Origin of the sequence: Rhodothermus profundi, from assembly GCF_900142415.1 — a bacterium.
Taxonomy (GTDB): domain Bacteria; phylum Bacteroidota; class Rhodothermia; order Rhodothermales; family Rhodothermaceae; genus Rhodothermus; species Rhodothermus profundi.
In genome coordinates, this window is sequence record NZ_FRAU01000006.1 from 110,354 (window position 1) to 128,270 (window position 17,917).

Annotated in this window: 12 protein-coding genes; 4 read left to right on the plus strand and 8 right to left on the minus strand. The window is 58.7% G+C overall.

From position 1 onward, the window contains the following. Positions 1 to 3 precede the first annotated feature (3 nt). The 8 genes from BUA15_RS09815 to pyrR form a co-directional block, all read right to left on the minus strand. Positions 4 to 1,644, minus strand: coding sequence for an FAD-dependent oxidoreductase (locus BUA15_RS09815; RefSeq protein WP_072715819.1), 1,641 nt, complete (start codon positions 1,642 to 1,644; stop codon positions 4 to 6). Then, positions 1,641 to 2,831 carry a nucleotidyltransferase domain-containing protein gene (locus tag BUA15_RS09820; protein WP_072715820.1) on the minus strand — a complete coding sequence of 397 codons (1,191 nt, stop codon included), beginning with the start codon at positions 2,829 to 2,831 and terminating at the stop codon, positions 1,641 to 1,643. Before BUA15_RS09820 ends, BUA15_RS09815 begins: the two co-directional genes overlap by 4 nt. Positions 2,832 to 2,838: 7 nt before the next feature. Beyond that, positions 2,839 to 3,954 carry a glycosyltransferase family 2 protein gene (locus BUA15_RS09825; protein WP_072715821.1) on the minus strand — a complete coding sequence of 372 codons (1,116 nt, stop codon included), beginning with the start codon at positions 3,952 to 3,954 and terminating at the stop codon, positions 2,839 to 2,841. 160 nt (positions 3,955 to 4,114) lie between these two features. Continuing rightward, complete coding sequence (locus BUA15_RS09830; protein WP_072715822.1) at positions 4,115 to 6,799, minus strand: T9SS type A sorting domain-containing protein; 2,685 nt, start codon at positions 6,797 to 6,799, stop codon at positions 4,115 to 4,117. A gap of 138 nt (positions 6,800 to 6,937) precedes the next feature. Further along, a complete protein-coding gene (locus BUA15_RS09835; RefSeq protein ID WP_072715823.1) occupies positions 6,938 to 10,417 on the minus strand; it encodes a T9SS type A sorting domain-containing protein in 3,480 nt (1,159 codons plus the stop codon). Between the two features lie 174 nt (positions 10,418 to 10,591). Continuing rightward, positions 10,592 to 11,755, minus strand: coding sequence for a glycosyltransferase family 4 protein (locus BUA15_RS09840; RefSeq protein ID WP_072715824.1), 1,164 nt, complete (start codon positions 11,753 to 11,755; stop codon positions 10,592 to 10,594). A gap of 101 nt (positions 11,756 to 11,856) precedes the next feature. Further along, positions 11,857 to 12,255, minus strand: a complete 399-nt coding sequence (locus tag BUA15_RS09845) for an FxLYD domain-containing protein (protein WP_245772006.1) — start codon at positions 12,253 to 12,255, stop codon at positions 11,857 to 11,859. An 84-nt stretch (positions 12,256 to 12,339) separates the two neighbouring features. Beyond that, positions 12,340 to 12,918 carry a bifunctional pyr operon transcriptional regulator/uracil phosphoribosyltransferase PyrR gene (pyrR, locus tag BUA15_RS09850; RefSeq protein ID WP_072715825.1) on the minus strand — a complete coding sequence of 193 codons (579 nt, stop codon included), beginning with the start codon at positions 12,916 to 12,918 and terminating at the stop codon, positions 12,340 to 12,342. 336 nt (positions 12,919 to 13,254) lie between these two features. Here pyrR and BUA15_RS09855 point away from each other — a divergent pair, with 336 nt between their 5' ends. From BUA15_RS09855 to BUA15_RS09870, 4 genes are all read left to right on the plus strand, one after another. Continuing rightward, positions 13,255 to 14,187 (plus strand): DUF58 domain-containing protein, encoded by a 933-nt coding sequence (locus tag BUA15_RS09855; protein WP_072715826.1) that lies wholly within the window; start codon positions 13,255 to 13,257, stop codon positions 14,185 to 14,187. Positions 14,188 to 14,268: 81 nt separating this feature from the next. Continuing rightward, a complete protein-coding gene (locus BUA15_RS09860; protein ID WP_072715827.1) occupies positions 14,269 to 16,005 on the plus strand; it encodes a M28 family peptidase in 1,737 nt (578 codons plus the stop codon). 15 nt (positions 16,006 to 16,020) lie between these two features. Further along, positions 16,021 to 17,223, plus strand: coding sequence for a M20 metallopeptidase family protein (locus BUA15_RS09865; protein WP_072715828.1), 1,203 nt, complete (start codon positions 16,021 to 16,023; stop codon positions 17,221 to 17,223). Continuing rightward, positions 17,220 to 17,915, plus strand: coding sequence for a DUF2461 domain-containing protein (locus BUA15_RS09870; protein WP_072715829.1), 696 nt, complete (start codon positions 17,220 to 17,222; stop codon positions 17,913 to 17,915). The genes BUA15_RS09865 and BUA15_RS09870 overlap by 4 nt, the downstream gene beginning before the upstream one ends. Positions 17,916 to 17,917 lie beyond the last annotated feature (2 nt).

Sequence of the window (17,917 nt, forward strand, 5' to 3'; positions counted from 1 at the left end):
TCGTCAGGTTAGACGCGTTCTCAAATGATCCGCAAGCCGCAAGCTCAGTGCCACAATTGTTAGCGTCGGGTTTGCAAAACCACCTGTCGGAAAAACAGACGATCCAGTTACATACAGATTCTTTACACCGTGCACGCGACAGTTGGGATCCACGACCCCTTCGCGGGGGCTGGCATGCATACGGGTGGTTCCCATGTGATGGAATCCCCCGGTAATCCCATCGGGGGGTATGCGGCGTAACGTTTCCACCTGCACACGCCCCCATCCCAGATGGGCCAGTTCCCGGGCAACCAGTTGCTGCGCGCGCTGCAGGCTTTCTACATCCTGGCGACTGATCTGCCAGTGCAGTTCCAGGCGTGGCTGTCCAAACACATCCCTGCGACGGGACAGCCGCACCCGACTTTCTGGATTCGGGGCCTGCTCGGTCATATGATGCAGCACAAAAGCGACCGGCATGCGCTCCTCACTTTTTTTGCCTTTTAGAGAGAGCAGGCGCGTGGTAGCCCAGGGGATTAAGCGAGGCATATCACGTGCCAATCGGAAAAGCTGGCGAGGTAAGTCTTCTGGCCAGGTGCGGTGCCGAACCGCTTCCCGCAGGATGCGCAGCGCTTCAAATCCGCCCCAGAGCAACGGATTGTTGCGACGGGGCAGCGCGGCGCGATCGCTTGGCCAGAGCGCCACGCAGTAATTCAGCAGTCCCTCGCGCCGCACCACTTCCTCCCGCAGAGCCAGTTTCCCCATGATCCAGGTATCTCCTTGGCGGTGCAGCCGATAAAAGCCCAGTTGGGGAATTAACGTGCGGTCGGCCGGTACAAACACACCCGAGAGAAAATGGAGGTGCTCCATAAAAAACCGCCCGACCCGGTCATAGCTGTTTCCTAGCCCCTGAGGGCAGACCTGGTTGGAGAGCAGCAGCAGACGCGCATTCTCCAGACCACCGGCGGCCAGCACAAAACAGCGCGCGCGTATCGTCACCGTAGCCCGATCAGGCCGCGCAACTCGAACGCCCTCGACCACCTCTCCGGTTTCATTGGTCAGCAGTTCAAGCACATGGGCGTGCAGGCATACGGTCACGTTTGGCGCAGCCAGCAACGCCGGCCCATAGACCTGGTAAAAGCGCGTGGGATCGCCAAACTGAAACAAGGCCGTGCGCAACACCCCACTTCCTTCAGAGAGCAACGGGCGCTCCGTAGCCGAGGCCCAGGCTTCGGCCGTATAGGGACGATCTTCCAGTCCAAAAAAAGCCTGCGCTCGGCGATAGTACGGCGCAACCGTCTCATAGCCAAAAGGCCAACCGCTGAACGAAATGCCTTCGCGCCGTTCAAAATCAAGGGGATCAAGAGGACGCAGCCGAATGCGACAGACGCCCGGTGCGACTTCGTAATCCCAGAGGTGGCTCGAACCGCCCAGCGCACGTGCCCGGGCCATATCCAGCGGAAAATAAGGATAGCCAGTAATGTCGCCCCGGCTCAGCCGATTGGTAGCCGGTTCTGGCCGCTCACCTCCGGTCTCCACCAGACAAATGCGCAGCCCACTCTCACGCAGCGCCCACGCCAGCGTTAGTCCAGCGACACCTCCACCTACAATGCATAAATCGTACGGCCCGAGTTCTGGCTGTTCAAATACCTGTAGGTCAATTTTCATGGGTTTCCCCCAGGATGCAATCGCTCTACCAATACGCGCACCGGCCGAATGAGCGGATAGAGAAAGGTAAGCTGCTCGGGCAACCGGCAAAACGCCCGATCTTTTTCGGTAGGAGCCAGGGCCAACTTTAGATGATGTCCCAGATAGCCCAGGCGGTGGCGCCAGCGTTCGCGCTCTCTGAGATGATACCAGAACACAGGCCAGAAGGCATAGACCTCGGTATTGTCTCGAAACATCCACCGATGGACAACTTCGCGGGCCATGCGGTGTGCTATGCGTCTCTGACGCAACCGAGATTGTATGCCTTCTGGCACCGGCGCCCCCAGCAACGCTTCAGCTAAAATGAGTCCAATGGCCAGCACCCGTTCCACCCCAAGATCGCGTGCCTGCTGCGCGACAAAGCTCCAGTCCAGCTCCGGACAGCGGCGCACCAACTCGGCCACATCAGCCACCCAGGTCAGCTTGAGCCAGCGGTGTTTGTTGCCATGAATGACGAGATACAGCAGCAGGTCTTCAGGAGCCATGGTGCGTATGGTGCGCCCGGCGAAAGGCACCGGTCGATGCCGCGCCCATATAGCTTCAGGGTCCAGCGCCAGGTCATAGATCGTGTAGAAAAAGGCCCAGTGGAGTTCGACGACAAAATGGCGACTTTCGTGGATGAATTCGAAGCCGAGCTGCGTATCGAGATACGCTTCTTCTTCGGCACCGGACAGCATTTTATGGGCCTGATACCCCATGGCTTCCAGGACGCGACGCGCCTTTCGAAAATCAGCACGTCGCACGAGCAGATCGATGTCCACGTACACCCGCGCGGCCGGATCGCCATAGATAAGGGCAGCCAGCGCGGGCCCTTTGAAAGGAAGCACCGGAATCCCTTCCGCTTCCAGTTGATCAATGAGCCGCAACAACTCCTGGGTCTGGTGCAGGTTATGGAGGGCCAGCGACCGCGCTTCGCTTTCTAACCGAAGACGCCAGGGTTCCGGAATCGCATCCGGTGCTATCTGCAGAAGATTGCGATATACCAGCGCCACCACGCCATGCCGCAACACCCACCGATACAGACGGGCCCAGTCGAGCGGCTGCGCCAGCAGCGCCCGCAATTTTTCGGCTGACGGTGTCTCCACCTGAGTCCGCGCTGCCAGCGCCAGCACCTGGGCTTCTAAGGGGAGCGCCGAAAACAGCGACATGGCTTGCTCAGGAAAAAAACGAAGGAGACGCCTCCCGGGCGGTGCCTTCAGGCACCGTAGGCTTTATCGAGGGATTCGGCAGAGGGTGTCGGAACAACTCCTCTGGATAGTTAGGCACAGGCTGCCGCCAGATCCGACTGCGCAGCCAGCGCACGCCTCGTGAGATCCAACTTCCTGGTGGCCCCAGAAACGTTAACGCATACCCCACGCTGCTCCGTAACGTCCAGCGCAGGCGCAGGGCCTGGCGCAGCCGCTCCCGAGCGGCCGCTCGCTGCCCCAGCGTCAGCAGTGTATTGCCATAAGTCGTCAGCGCATAAGCCATTCGCGCTTCAAAGATGGGGCGATAAGGCGCCAGATCCGGATCTTGCAAAAAATGTCGATAGCAGAACAGCTCGCCTTCAAATCCATACAGGCGCCAGTTCCAACTGCGGCTGACCCCGCCCGGTTGCCATCGACAACTGGCCAATCGCTGCGACACGTAATAGGCACCTCCTTGCTGAGCGCACCGATAGAGCAGCCACAGGTCTACCATAGCCCGCGCTTCATCCGCCAGGAACGTAGGCTGCACACGGTCGCGCCGAAACAGCACCGCCCCAATGAACACGGCCCGATCAATCAGCGCCACCCGCAGAAAATCTTTTACCGGCCCTTCGGGCAGGCGCGCGCGTCGCCAGCGTCGGGTGTTACGCTCACTGTCGTCTGGCAACCGGCGTCCTTCGCCATCCATCACCCAGTGATCACAGAAGGCAAGAACCAGCTCTGGATGCTGGCGGAGCGGTTGCAGCAGCGTTTCTACAAACGTGGGTTCGAGTGCATCGTCGTCACCCAGGAAACAGAAGAACTCGCCCTGCGCTATTTCAACGCCCTGCCGCCAGTTAGCTACCAATCCTCGGTTTCGATGGTTACGCACGTACAGGATGCGGTTGTCCTGCTCCTGGAAGGCCTGCACCACGGCGGGCGTGCGGTCCGTACTGGCATCGTCCAGCACAATGATTTCCAGGTGAGGATACGTCTGGGCACAAGCACTTTCCAGCGCTGTCTGTAAGTATCCGGCCCGATTGAAGGTCGGAATCAAAATGCTGACCAGCGGACTGCTATCCCCCCGACGGCTGGTTTGCGGCATTGGCGCCTCACACAACGTTGGCTGAAAAATGCATAACTCCTTATGAGCAATACGTCGAGCACGCCTAAAAGATTAGCACACAACGCAGCCCAGGGCGCATCGGTTTTGACCGATCCGGCATGCGCCAACGGCGCAAGCTACCCGTCTGGATAACGCCTGACTACTTCTGCACAATAAGCGTACGGCTTGCCGAATACGGGCCGGCCTGTAGCCGAAACACGTATCGTCCGCTGGCCAATGCCTGCACGTCAAAAGGCACGCGGTGCCGCCCTGCCGGTTGCACCGCATCGACTACCACTGCCACCCGACGTCCCAGCAGATCATAAATCTCCAGCCGAACGGGAAGCGTCTGCGGCAGCGTATACGGGAACGTAACCTTACGCACTGCAGGATTAGGATAGGGTGCTTTCACTTCGAAAGTCCTCGCCTCTTTTCCTTCTGCAGAAGTTGGTGTTCCCTCCTGGTTTAAGAAGAACCGTTCCCAGTTACCGCCCGGCGAGATCGTTTCCCAGAAGCGGGCGACGCTGTCCAGTAATGTCGGCCGCACCCCCAGACACTGGGCATTGTAGAGATATTGCATAAAGGCTCGGTTCTTCCAATCGCTGAGATTGACTCCTGTTGACGGATGCCCATCTGCCGTACACTTTTCTTTGGGGACGTCAAAAACGGTCTCGGGTGGTTCAATGCCGTTCGATCCGCCCACGCGTTTCCCATAAAGCGTCTGCCAGTGCCGCAGGTCGTAACGCGCAGCCTCTATGAACCATGCGCGCAATAGATTTTCCGTGATGAGTCGGAGCGTGTCTCGCGAAAGTGCCCGGAATCCCACCGGCATGTAATGCGACCCAAACCATACCAGCGGGGTAGAGACCTTCAGATTGCGCATGCCATTGCGCCGCGTGGTTCCCCAGCCGGGGGTGAACCCTTCTTCGGCATACCAGGAGGCGTGCGCCTGCATCGAGGCCAGTACATAGTAGAGATGCCCAACGGTATGATTACGCCCGTAGCCCGTCAGGGCATTGCGGCTTACCTCAAAAATGTAGGACCAATCAATTGCCCCACCGCTGGGATTATCGGTGCGAAGCCGCGGCGTCAAAATAGTAGCCAGATGCCACCAGGCCAGGTCCTCGTATTTTAACCGGACCTTAGTTGGAAAGGGAGCTGCCGAATACTTTTCGTTTTTCGACAGGCGATGCATGGTCTGGTCCATCAGCCAGGGTCCGGTAAGCAACAGGGCCCGATCGGCCTTTTGCATCGAAAGGCCGCGTAGATTATCCCCGTAGACGTCTGCGTAGCGATCCTCCAGCTTATACTGCACCTGAAGTTCCCACATTTTCATGAGAAACCAGCGCGCCACGGCAATGTGCATGATCCGCCCTCTTGGATCTTTAGGATAGCGTCCGCCCCACTCAGGCGGCGGGTTCAGATCGTCATGCGGATTATGCTTCGGGTTGAGTCGGAAGTTGTACCGTTGGAAAAGTTGTGCCAGCCCTTCATCCCACTTACCAGAATTACGACTTTTCCGCTGCTGCTCCACGTAGAAATCGGGTCCCTTCTCTGCCAGCAGCCTCTTAATGGTCAGGTAATTCTGATAGTACGTTGAGTTGTGCCAGACATCTTCGGGGAAGAAATCGCCGGGATAAACCTGAGGCCACCAGGCAAAAATGTCGGGCAGCTCAAAACTCACCGGAATGTCGGCCAGCACGAGGGTGGAATCGAGCCGCCAGTAGCGGCTCACGTTTGTCCAGGAGAGATCCGCTTCAGGTTGGAGCAGGTCCGGATCCGGGACGCCCTGAAGCGCATCCAGCACCGCCTGAAAGCGGGCGCTTGGTGCCAGAAAAGCCAGCATTTGTTGATCGGAGTCCAGCACCCATCGCCGTCCGGCGCCAGCTGCCCAGCATTCCACCGGCCGCTTGGACAACCCCGGCCCGGGCTGATACGGTGGATCCCATGGACGCCCGCCACAGCTCGAAACCGTCTCTCCGGCAGGAAGCTGGAGATCAACCGAACGAATGTAGGCGGCTATCTTCTTTCCCTCCTCTTCAGTAAGCCCATGAAACTTCGCTCGTTCTATAATGGAGCGATTCGAAAAGTTGAAATACTTCAGATCAAAGCCGCTTTCGGCATGGCAGTCGGCGCAGGCGGCGACGATAGGTTCTGGATGCGTCGGGTTGTCGATCAGGATGTGGCGGCTTTTCCAGAGGCGTTCGCCTTCAGCTATCGCTGCAGGCGAATCGTATCCCGCCGGAGGCCCCCACTGCGCTGGATCGTCCCACACAAAACGGGTCCCCTGCAGCACGCTCTGCCCGTTGCGCCCTCCGCGCCGAAGGTCCAACGCCAGCACACGGTAGCCTGAACTCAAGCCCTCTGTCTTGTTAAACCGGAACTCAATCGTATTGCGACCCGGACGCAACTTGCCCGTACCCCGAATGGAAATCATGCCCCGAAGCGTCCGGTATGGCCCGCCTATCGGTCCCGTAAGCGGCGGCGCATACATGCGCGCCTCCGGATAAAAGGCTTTAAAATGGGCATTGTCTATGGGAATCCAGGGGCCCCCATTGATACGGAACGACGCTTTTTTGTCGTATCCGCCGGTATCTTCCAGCGCTGGTGTGTACGTATACCCCAGGGCATGGGCTTTTAAATACATGGAATCGACGCCGGTGGTGTCGGACACGTAGACCTCGACGGCCACCGTGTAGCCGTCTGGCCCGATCACCTCAATGGGAAGCACCACCACCACCTCCTCATTGGCATGAAGCTGCTCAGAAACGATGATCAATGCGCCGATGCCTGCAAGTATAAAGCTGCTGAAAAGCGCAAGCAGCGAACGACGGCAGTACTGCATAGACCTGCCTCGCTGTTTGGTTAAACCAGATAGACAGGAACACGCTGAACCGCGTTGCTCGTGGATCTGGGGGACGTGCTGCTACTGGAACAGCAACTAGTTGTGAGCGTGACGCAGCAAGAACTTGTTTTTTTCGAGTTACCGGATCACGATCATCTGCCCGGTAGCCTGGTGCGGACCTGCCTGCAACCGGTAGAAGTAGGTTCCTCCAGCCAGGCTATGGGCATCCAGTACAACCCGGTGCGTACCCGCTTCCTGGTACGCATCGACTAACGTTGCTACCCGTCGGCCCAGTACATCGAACACTTCCAGGCGTACCCGGGCAGCTTCTGGAAGCTGGTAGACCAGCACCGATCGGTTGGTGACAGGATGCGGATAAGGCGGAGACAGCGAAAAGCGCCTCGGAATGGCTTCTGCTTCTACCACCCATACCTGGTCAGGTGCAAACTGTAGCGTGGTCGGAAGTTCCTGCTGCTGCAATGCATCGACCACCCGCTTTACTGGCAGGCGGTACGTGTCGGTCGAGCCTATCCACCAGAGCTCTAGCGTTTCGCCTATCCGGGCTCCCTCACGGGCTTCCGTTAGCGGTTCATCGCCCCAGACAACCACTGCTGCTCGGCCCTGGCGCACTGTCCCTTCGCCTACAATGTCCCCTTGCTCGGTGCGCACCTGAAGCTGGCCTTCCTCGGGCAATCCTTGCAGGATAAGTACACTGCTGAGCGTAGCCCGGCTGCCTTCCGGATCGGTAACCACTGCCGTCCGCTTCCCGCTTGGAGGGGCTGGATACCGAAGCGTTACTTCTTTTGTGACATACACCTTGTAGCCCTGGCCAGGCGTCAGGGTCTGCAGGGTGTAGACTTCGTAGTCCGGGAAGAACAGGCGTCCTTCCAGATCTTTTACCAGCACAAGCGCCGATCCCAGCGAAGCCAGCGCGTCCGCTACCGGCATGGAGACCGTTGACCAGTAAGGAATCAGGTTCCAGCCTGCTTTCAGCGTTACCGTTGCAGAGGCTGGTATTGGACGGCCCTCTACTGTCCAGGTGGTTGGTTCGGTTACAAAAACCATATAGGCTCGGCGCCAGTCCCAGCGTTTGATCTGGTCAACGCCCAGCTCTGGACTGTACACCCTGCCAGCCTCGTCCTTAACCAGCACCAGCCGATCACGGATTGAGGCCAGCAATGCCTTCATTTGGGCACGCTCAGGCTGCACATATAGCGACACCAAATTCCATCCCGCCTGGAGCGAGAGCGTCTGCACCTGGGTATCGGTAGCCTCCAGGAAGAATCGTTCCCAGTTACCGCCCGGTGAGATTCGTTCCATGTAGCGCGCTACCCGATCCAGCACGACCGGATCCACGCCATAGCACTGCGCCTGGTAGAGGAACTGAAGCATGGCCTCATCCTTGTACCAGTTTGGATCGAGCGGTACCGGACGGCTGCAGCTTTCACGACGCACGTCGTAGGTCGTGTCTGGAGGCAACAGGATCTTGTGTTTTTTATTGTCTCGCCAGTTGCGGATCCATTCAGCATGCCGCTCGTCGTAGCGCTCAGCCTCTTCGATCCAGATGCGCAACAGGGCCTCGGTAATATTGCGCATTTCCTCGGCTGTGAACTCCTGCGCCCGCCGCTTATGCCCGAGGTAAAACCAAGTGAGCGGCATGTGCTCTTTAAGATTCTTGAAACCTGGCCGGTTTTGCTTGCCAAACCCCGGAACCATCCAGTCGGGCGCTTTGCGCTCCACGTACCAGGACGTGCGCGTCTGCATCATGGCGACCAGGCTCTTAAGGTATTCAGCGCCGAGTGGAATATTGTACCAGCGCTGCATATCATTGATGTGGGCAAATACGTAGTTCCAGTCGACGTTGGTCGTACCACCTGAGGTTCGCGTCCCATTGTTCAGGATGATCGAAAGCTGATACCAGGCGGCCGAGAAGTACTGATCTTGCGCCTTCGTAGCATACGGGCCAATATCAGGATATGGACTGCCCTGTTTATGCGTGGCCATGTCGTAAACCCACATGCCTCGCACGGGCCAGTTCCGATCCCATCCGCTCAGGTCTATCTCATTAGCCCGGGCGTTTTCGCCATAGATCTCAACAATTTTGTCCTCCAGTTTGTACTTATGGACCAGTTCCCAGAGTTTGATTAAAATCCATTGGCGAAGCGACAGCCGGGCTAACTCTCCTTCGCCAGACTTATCTGACCATGAGGGCGGCGTGGGCAGATCGGCCGGCATGGCCTTCGTATTGACCTCAAATCGGAAAAAGGTGGTAATGCCCCGGCTCATCCAGGAATTCGCGTAGCGACGCGCTTCTTCCAGCAGAGCCGCTACCTGACCTGGTTGCTTAAGGGCTTCGTAGGCCTGTTCCCAACTCCGGTACGTCTCGGAGTTATGGAAGACTTCTGCTCCAAAGTAATCACCCGGGTACACACTGGGCCACCACTCGAAAATGTCAGGCATTTGATAGGCCACAGGGATGTCGGTAAGGGGCAGCGATCTTTTCAGGTTAAAATGCCGCACCAGGTTTTCCACCGACAGATCGGCCCGGGCTGTGAAGTGTTCGGGTGAAGGCGGCACGCCTTGCAGGGATTTCAGCGCCGCTTCGGTAGCCGCATCGGGTGCCAGGTAGGCCAGCACGTCGCGATCCCTGGCAAGCGCCCATTCAATACCGGCCCCGGCAGCCCAGCATTCCACCGGACGCTTCGACAGGCCTGGCCCGGGCTGATAGGGAGGGTTCCAGGGACGCCCACCGCAGGTAGCGACCGTTTCGCCCGGAGGCAGTTCAAGATCAACGGAGCGGATGTAAGCTGCAATCTTTTTGCCCTCCTCCTCAGTAAGTCCCCGCAGCTTTGCCTTCTGAATAATGACCTGGTTCGAAAAGTTGAAGTATTTCAGATCGCGTCCATCGGTCGCATGGCAGTCGCTGCAAGCTGCCACGAGGCGTTCGCCAGCGAGCCCTTTTAGAATTCCTCGGGTCTGCCACAGACGTCGTCCTTCTTCAATAGCCTCTGGAGTATCATACCCTTCCGGCGGCCCCCACTGCGCTGGATCGTCCCACACAAAACGGGTCCCCTGCAGCACGCTCTGCCCGTTGCGCCCTCCGCGCCGAAGGTCCAGCTCCAGGATACGATAGCCAGAGGTGCGCCCTTCTGTCCTGTTAAACCGGAATTCAATCGTATTGCGGCCCGGACGCAACTTGCCCGTACCCCGAATGGAAATCATGCCCCGAAGCGTCCGGTACGGCCCGCCTATCGGTCCCGTAAGCGGCGGCGTAAACATCTGCGACTCTGGCCAGAACGCCTTGAAGTGCTCGTTATCGATCGGTATCCATCGCCCTCCATTAATGCGAAACGCTGCTTTTTTGTCGTATCCACCGGTATCTTCCAGCGCCGGCGTGTACAGGTAGCCCAGCAGATGGCCCTTCAGGTACATGGAGTCGACGCCGGTGGTGTCCGACACGTAGACCTCGACAGCCACCGTGTAGCCGTCTGGCCCAATCACCTCAATGGGAAGCACCACCACCACTTCCTCGTTGGCCTTTAAGAAATGCGTTAGTCCAAAGGTGAGGAGCAATCCTCCAAACAGGAATCCCCAGGCGTACCGCATCGTCCCCGGCATGTTTGGGCTTCTGGATGACTGAAGGCGTTCCGGTCCCGAACAGGCACCGGCCGGTGATGCCGGGGGCGAACGATATGCCGATTAGCTCGGCTGCTTTAGAACGGGGAAATCAGGCCGATTTACTCTAACTTGACGAATACAAATTGTAAACCCGCATTTCAAACTGACCCTTCTTCACGAGAAGGCTCTTTCAAGGGCCTGCCGTACCCCCTGACGCATAGCCTCTATGGAAAACCGCGTACGGGCGTCTTTATAGGCAGCTTCGGCCAGTTGACGGGCCTGTTCCGGGTGGCGCAGCAGGCGCTGAATGGCCACGGCAAGCGCCTGCGCATCGCCGGGCGGCACCAGCAGGCCCGTTTCCCCATCGCGCAGAATCTCTACGGCCCCTCCGCCTCGCGTGGCGATGACGGGACGACGGGCCAGCATGCCCTCGACGATCACCCGGCCGAATGGTTCGGGTGCAACCGACGTATGCACCACCACATCGACAAGTTGCATCAAAGCTGGCACATCGTCTCGAAATCCCAGAAAATACACACGACCGCGCAGGTCGGCCCGAGCGGCTCGCTGGCGGAGCTGTTGCGCGTACTGCTGTTCATCCTGAAACAGCGCTTCTCCTACCAGCAGGGCCTGTACGTCTGGCAACTGCGCCAGCGCCTCCAGCAGCACATGTTGTCCTTTCCAGGGAGCCAGGCGACTGAAAAGTCCCACCACCGGTCCGTCCCGAAGCCCGAGCGCGCGTCGCATCGCCTGCAGTTGGCCGGGTTCCACGGCCGCAAAACGTTGCACATCAATGCCATTGTGCACCACCACCGCAGGTGTTTTTCCCCCGGCTTCTTGAAAGGCCCGGCGCGAAGCGTCGGAGTTGGCAATGACCAGACGCGCAAAACGGTTGGCCAGCGTTACAGCCAGCCGAATGTTTAATCGACTAAAATGTGCGGTAGTCAGCACGTCGTGCAGGTTCCATACAAGGGGACGCCCGGCCAATCGGGCAGCCAGACTGCCCACAACGAGCGCTTTCTGCGAGTTGGCGTAAATCAGATCGAACGCTCGGGCCTTTCGGGCCACGCGTCCCGCTACCCAGAACAGCCCTGGTATGGCACGCAACGCGCTGCCCGGACCTGCTTCTCGGGCAACCTGGCGCACCGCGCGCGGGGCCGCCATGACCGCTACAGGAATCCCTGCTGCCTGCAGCTTCTGGTAGAAAGGCCCTTCTTCCAGTAACACCACTTCACCCGGAGGTGCAAAGGCAGGCGCCAGATCCAGCAGATACAGTTCAGCCCCTCCCAGGGCGGCACTGTGATCCAGAAAAAGAATGCGCAGGCCTGCCTGTGTCATGGTCTATGCGAAATGCCCCTTAATCTGCCGTCTCCTCAAACAGAGTCTCACGCGCAAGCGGCGTTTACGGTCGTTTTGGGTGGTCCGGTCCGATATCTGACTCAGAGCACCAGCACGCTGCGCACGCGGGCTCCCTGCACATCTTGATCCGTGTCAAGCGGTTGGCGAAACCGTTTGCGACCCTGGGGGGGAATGTCTTGCACAGGCACCTGCATGGTACCAATCAACCGATTATGTCGATCATAAAGTCCAATTTCAAGCTGCAAGTTGGCAATCGGCTGATCGGTCAGGTTTCGCACAATCCCACTCACGACCCGCGTGCCTCCAGGCAGCTCCTGATACCGAAAGTTTTCAATCTGTACCGGGCTCGCTGCCGGCTCTTCCTGTCCGCAACCGACCATTATGAGTCCCAGCAGCATGCCCAGTATTCCAATCCCTTGCATCCAGCGTTGCCTGCGTCCCATTCTGAAAATACGGGTGATGTAATCAAAAAAGTACATGGTCTTACCGTGCAGCAGTCCATTTATGAGGGGCTTAAAGATCCGGACCATCCCCCTTTGTTTCTTTGAGATTCCGGCCAAAAATTACGGAGTCGGCGTGCGGGCCGTCTCTACCAGCCAGACGCCTTCGCGGTCGTCCACTTCGCGCAAGCGCACGCGCACTTCTTCGCCCGGAAGCGTGGGCACCTGGCGTCCAACAATATCAGGGCAGATAGGCAGCTCGCGCAGGCCTCGATCAATCATCACCAGCAGATAAACAGCAGCCGGACGCCCCAGGTCCATGAGCGCATCCAGGGCAGCCCGGGCTGTACGTCCTGTATAGATGACGTCGTCAATAAGCACCAGGTGACGGCCGGTCACGTCGAAGGGAATATGAGTGGGGCGTACCACCGGCTGATGCGCACGCAGTCGCACGTCGTCTCGGTAGAGGGTTACATCAAGGATGCCAACCGGCACCTCCAATCCGGCCGCCGCCCGAATTTTTGCCTGCAGGCGACGGGCCAGATATACGCCCCGGGTTTGCATGCCCACCAGGGCCAGTCGCTCTTCCCCACGGGCATCAAGCGCGGCTCGTTCGATGATCTGCCGAGCCATGCGCTCCAGCGTGCGGTCCAGATCGGCCGCGTCCATAAGCTGCGCTTTAATACGATCTTGAGCTTCCATAGGCGCTGTTCGTTCCAGGTGAAGACTTTGTCGGCCAGACGCACGGGCCGGCCCAAAGGATCCCGTCCCTGACGATCCGCATCCCGGGCGACCCTATCGGTTCGTATTGAGGGCGGACACATCAGTCCGCCCCTACCAACAACACAACGCCCGGCATCAGCACACACCCCGGGTGCGCCCAACCCGTCCCTCCAAACACCACGGCCACATTACGGGCGGACTCATCGGTCCGCATCCCGGGCAGACACGTCGGTCTGCCCCTACCGGAGGAACCCCAGCGCCTGCTAGGACTCTAACCGCATCACCTGATACCCTCCATCAACCTTCAGGCTTCCGATGGCCCGTCCTGCGATATTGCAGTTTCTCGATCCGGCTGTGCTCTCACGCCTGAAAAACATGGAGCTGCGGGCACGCCTGATCGTTGAGGGATTCATCACCGGATTGCACCGCAGCCCGTATCATGGCTTTTCAGTAGAATTTGCCGAGCACCGCCCCTACAACCCGGGTGACGAACTGCGACACATTGACTGGAAAGTTTACGGCAAAACAGACCGCTTCTACGTAAAGCAGTACGAAGAGGAAACGAACCTGCGCCATTATATCGTGCTCGACACGTCGCCCTCCATGCGCTATCGTTACCGAGCGCCTCTGAGTAAACTTGAGTACAGCGCCTATCTGGCTGCCGCCCTGCATTTCCTCATGCTACGTCAGCAGGATGCCACAGGACTAATTGCTTTCGACGAACGCGTACATACGTTGCTCCCTCCCAAAAGCAAACCAGGGTACCTGCATACGCTGCTGGCTCATCTGGAACAGCTGGTGCACCAGAAGCCTGCCGAAATGCGACGCACGGCGGTGGCCTCCGTGCTGCATGAAGTGGCCGAACGCATCCACCGCCGATCGCTGGTGGTGCTGATTACAGACCTGTTCGACAACCGGTCCGCTCACGACGAACTGCTGCGCGCCCTGCGCCATCTCCGGCATCGTGGACACGAAGTGCTGGTTTTCCACGTGTTAGAAGGGGATGCTGAGCGACGCTTTGCCCTGCCCGACCGTCCATTACGCCTTTTCGATGTGGAAACAGGCGAAGAGCTGACGCTGCATCCCGCGCAATTCCGTGAAGCCTATGTACGGGCGCTGCAGACGTTTACCGAACAATTTCGCCGGCGCTGCCTGGAACACCGCATCGATTTTATCGAGCTGGATACCGGTCAGCCCTACGACGTCGCCTTGCTGGCTTATCTGAACAAACGCCAGCGACTGGGCTAAGTGCAGTGCATCGGTATCAGGGTAATGCTATCTTTAGGAGTACGCTCCACGCGCTCACGTAAACGTTCACAGCCAGTCATCATGCGACGACCGTTACTCGTAATCTACTGGATGCTGTGGGCCAGTTGGCCCTTCCTGCTTCAGGCGCAGAGTCCGCGCCCTGTTTCGACACCTACCGTGTTCGACAATCCGGTCCTGGTGCAACGGTACCAGGCCACAATTACGCCCCAGGACCTGGCGGCCCACCTGTTTATGGTGGCGTCCGATTACTTTGAAGGCCGCGAAACTACAACACGGGGCCAGAAATTGGCTGCCTACTATCTGGCAAGCCAGTACCGCAAACTGGGACTTAAGCCTGCCGGCACCCAGCAGGCAACGCACCCTTATGCCCCGGAAGCCTATTTTCAGCCTTTTACGGTCTACGGTCAGCGCCTGCAGGAAGCCCACTTTGTTGCGCTGCAAGGCACCGATACCCTCGTCACGTTAACCTTTGGCCCAGAACAGGTCAGTTCTGAGGGTTATCTGTGGTTCGGAACCCACCCTGAAAGCACCGGCGATCTGGTCTTTGGCGGCTATGGCATTGCCGATGCAGAGCTAGGCTACGACGACTACGCCGCCCTGGCAGCCGACAGCATTGAACTAACCGGCCGCTGGCTCATGATTCTCGCCGATGAACCCATGGCGAATGATTCGACCAGCTTGATTACAGCAGATGGCCGTCTCTCCCGCTGGACAACCCAGCCGTTTCTCAAGTTGCGACAGGCGCTGCAGGCAGGCGTAGCCGGGATCATTCTCGTCGGAGACCGTTCCCTGCGGGAAACCGTTTCGCTGGCTGAGCGCGCCCGGCGAGCTGCGCTTCGGACGCGCCATCGCGTAGGTCGCCTCTCGCTCACACCACCGCAACGCAGTGGATTCCAGTTCCCTCCGATCTGGGTAGTCAGCAGCCGCATAGCCGACGCGTTGCTTGCCCCGAGCGGACACACCATTGCGGCATTGCAACAACAGATTGACACTCATCGCCAGCCTGTCGTCTTTGCCGTACCCGAGGTTACCATTCAGGCCCGGCTCCTGCAAGAAACCTTTCAGGCCCAAACGGAAAACGTGCTGGCGCTCATCGAAGGCGCCGACTCGCTGCTAAAAAACGAGGTGGTAATCCTTTCAGCACACTACGACCACGTAGGCACCGATCCAACGGCCGAAGGGGACGGCATCTACAACGGAGCGGACGACGATGGATCGGGCACCGTTGCCCTGCTGGAAATCGCCGAAGCCTTCATGCAGGCCGTGCGCGACGGGTACCCACCCCGTCGCTCGATTCTGTTTCTGCATGTCTCCGGTGAAGAAAAAGGCCTGTTAGGATCTGCGTATTACACCGATCAGGAACCAGTTTTTCCGCTTGAAAAGACCGTCACCAACCTGAACATCGATATGATCGGTCGCCACGATCCCACCCGCAACGGCGATGCTAACTATGTGTACATCATAGGTTCACACCTGATCTCCCAGGAATTGCATGAAATCAACGTGCGCGTAAACGAAATCACCGGTGTCCATCTCGCACTTGACGAACGTTTCAATAGCAAAGATGACCCGAACCGATTCTATGCGCGTTCAGACCACTGGAACTTCGGGAAGCACGGCATCCCGTTCATTTTCTTCTTCACAGGCACGCACGAAGACTATCACGGCGTAGATGATGAGCCGCATAAAATTGACTATGACCGCATGGCACGAATTGTCCGACTCATCTTTGGCACCGCCTGGCAGGTAGCCAATCAGGACAACCGGCCAGCAGTAACCGGCACCGGCTTTAACTGAGAAAGGACCGTAGGTATGCTCCGCGAAATCCAGGCACTGAGCGAAACATTCTTCCCCGAAGTGGTCCGGCTGCGCCGGATTCTTCATGCTAACCCGGAGCTTGCCTTTGAAGAGTACGAGACCGCCCGACTGGTAACCGAAACACTGCAGCCGCTGGGATTGGAAATTCAAACCGGTGTGGCCCGGACAGGCGTTGTTGCTACGCTGCACGGCGCCGAAGCGGGTCCGACCATTCTGCTGCGCGCCGACATGGATGCGCTGCCTATCCACGAAGAAAACGACTTTGATTTTCGCTCGCGCCATCCCGGCAAAATGCACGCCTGCGGGCATGACGCGCATACGGCCTCGCTTCTGGGAACAGCCATGATCCTGGCACGCCTGCGCGACCGGCTACGCGGCCACGTACGCCTGGTCTTTCAACCCAGTGAGGAAAAGCTTCCCGGAGGCGCCCAGGCCATGATCCAGGAAGGCGTGCTGGAGGCGTCCAATGGCGTGCCTGCTCCTTCTGCCGTCTTCGCCCAACACGTACAGCCGGATCTGCCGGTAGGAACGATCGGCGTGCGCCCGGGCATGTATATGGCCTCCGCAGATGAACTCTACATCACGATCCGGACCGACGGCGGCCACGCAGCAGCTCCCCACCGACAACAGGCCGATGGCGTACTGGTAGCTGCGCACATCATCATGGCGCTGCAATCGGTCGTCAGCCGCAACGCGCCACCGGACGTGCCAACCGTGCTCTCCATCGGACGCGTGCTGGCTGAAGGGGCTACGAATGTGTTGCCCCCGACCGTCCGGATGGAGGGCACATTTCGCGCAATGGATGAAGACTGGCGGTTCCGCGCCCATGCGCTCATCCGACGCATTGTCGAACAGACGGCCCGCGCCTTTGGCGCTGAAGCCGATGTGGAAATCGCGGTGGGCTATCCCGCCCTCTACAATCATGAGCAGCCCACGGCCCTGGTGCGCAAAGCAGCTTGCGAATACGTAGGCCCCGACCGGGTCGTACTGCTTGATCCCTGGTTTGCTAGCGAGGATTTTGCCTACTTTCTGAAAGAACGGCCGGGCTGCTTTTACCGCATTGGCACAGGCAATCCGGACAAAGGCATTGTGCACGGCCTGCATACGCCGCGCTTCACCATCGACGAAGAAGCGCTGCGCATCGCTCCAGGCTTCATGGCTTACCTCGCCTGGCGCTACTTGCAATCAGCCCCATGACAACCTCCTATGACTTTCCTCCGTTTCTGGGATTTCGTCCCCAGGCACTGGATTTTCTGCGCGCGCTGAAACAGCATAACCGCCGCGACTGGTTCAAGCCGCGCAAAACGGTTTACGAAGATGAGGTGCGCTGGCCCATGCAGTGCCTGGTGGCGGAAGTGGATCGTGAACTAAAACGCCGAGGTCTTCCCCTGCGCGGCGACCCGGCACAGGGGCTGTTTCGCATTTACCGGGACACTCGCTTCTCCAGAGATAAGCGTCCCTACAAAACGCACATAGGCGCTGTCCTCTCGCGCACAGGCACCCGTCGGGATCTCGGCGTGGTGTACATTCACGTAGAACCTGGCGCCTCGTTTCTGGGAGCTGGCTTCTGGAAGCCGGATGCGGCATTCCTGCGCCGATGGCGACGCCGCATGCTGCAGGAAACCGAGCTATTCCTGGAAATCGTTCGTCAACTGCAAGCGCATGACCTGACGCCGGAGACCGATGCCGTGCTCAAGCGCATGCCGCGGGGCTTTGAAGAGGCAGCCCACACGCCAGTAGCTGAGTACCTGCGCTGGCGTTCGTTCCTGGTATCTCAAGACATACCCGATGAAGCCGTACTGCGCCCTGACTTCACCTACACCATCGTGCGCTTTACCGAACAGGTGCTTTCGCTGCTGAAATTTGGATGGGACGCTGCGGACATCTGATC

Coding starts and splice junctions, on each gene's coding strand:
- BUA15_RS09815 (WP_072715819.1), bottom strand. CDS start 1,644: ATGAAAATTGACCTACAGGTATTTGAACAGCCAGAACTCGGGCCGTAC.
- BUA15_RS09820 (WP_072715820.1), bottom strand. CDS start 2,831: ATGTCGCTGTTTTCGGCGCTCCCCTTAGAAGCCCAGGTGCTGGCGCTG.
- BUA15_RS09825 (WP_072715821.1), bottom strand. CDS start 3,954: ATGCCGCAAACCAGCCGTCGGGGGGATAGCAGTCCGCTGGTCAGCATT.
- BUA15_RS09830 (WP_072715822.1), bottom strand. CDS start 6,799: ATGCAGTACTGCCGTCGTTCGCTGCTTGCGCTTTTCAGCAGCTTTATA.
- BUA15_RS09835 (WP_072715823.1), bottom strand. CDS start 10,417: ATGCCGGGGACGATGCGGTACGCCTGGGGATTCCTGTTTGGAGGATTG.
- BUA15_RS09840 (WP_072715824.1), bottom strand. CDS start 11,755: ATGACACAGGCAGGCCTGCGCATTCTTTTTCTGGATCACAGTGCCGCC.
- BUA15_RS09845 (WP_245772006.1), bottom strand. CDS start 12,255: ATGTACTTTTTTGATTACATCACCCGTATTTTCAGAATGGGACGCAGG.
- pyrR (WP_072715825.1), bottom strand. CDS start 12,918: ATGGAAGCTCAAGATCGTATTAAAGCGCAGCTTATGGACGCGGCCGAT.
- BUA15_RS09855 (WP_072715826.1), top strand. CDS start 13,255: ATGGCCCGTCCTGCGATATTGCAGTTTCTCGATCCGGCTGTGCTCTCA.
- BUA15_RS09860 (WP_072715827.1), top strand. CDS start 14,269: ATGCGACGACCGTTACTCGTAATCTACTGGATGCTGTGGGCCAGTTGG.
- BUA15_RS09865 (WP_072715828.1), top strand. CDS start 16,021: ATGCTCCGCGAAATCCAGGCACTGAGCGAAACATTCTTCCCCGAAGTG.
- BUA15_RS09870 (WP_072715829.1), top strand. CDS start 17,220: ATGACAACCTCCTATGACTTTCCTCCGTTTCTGGGATTTCGTCCCCAG.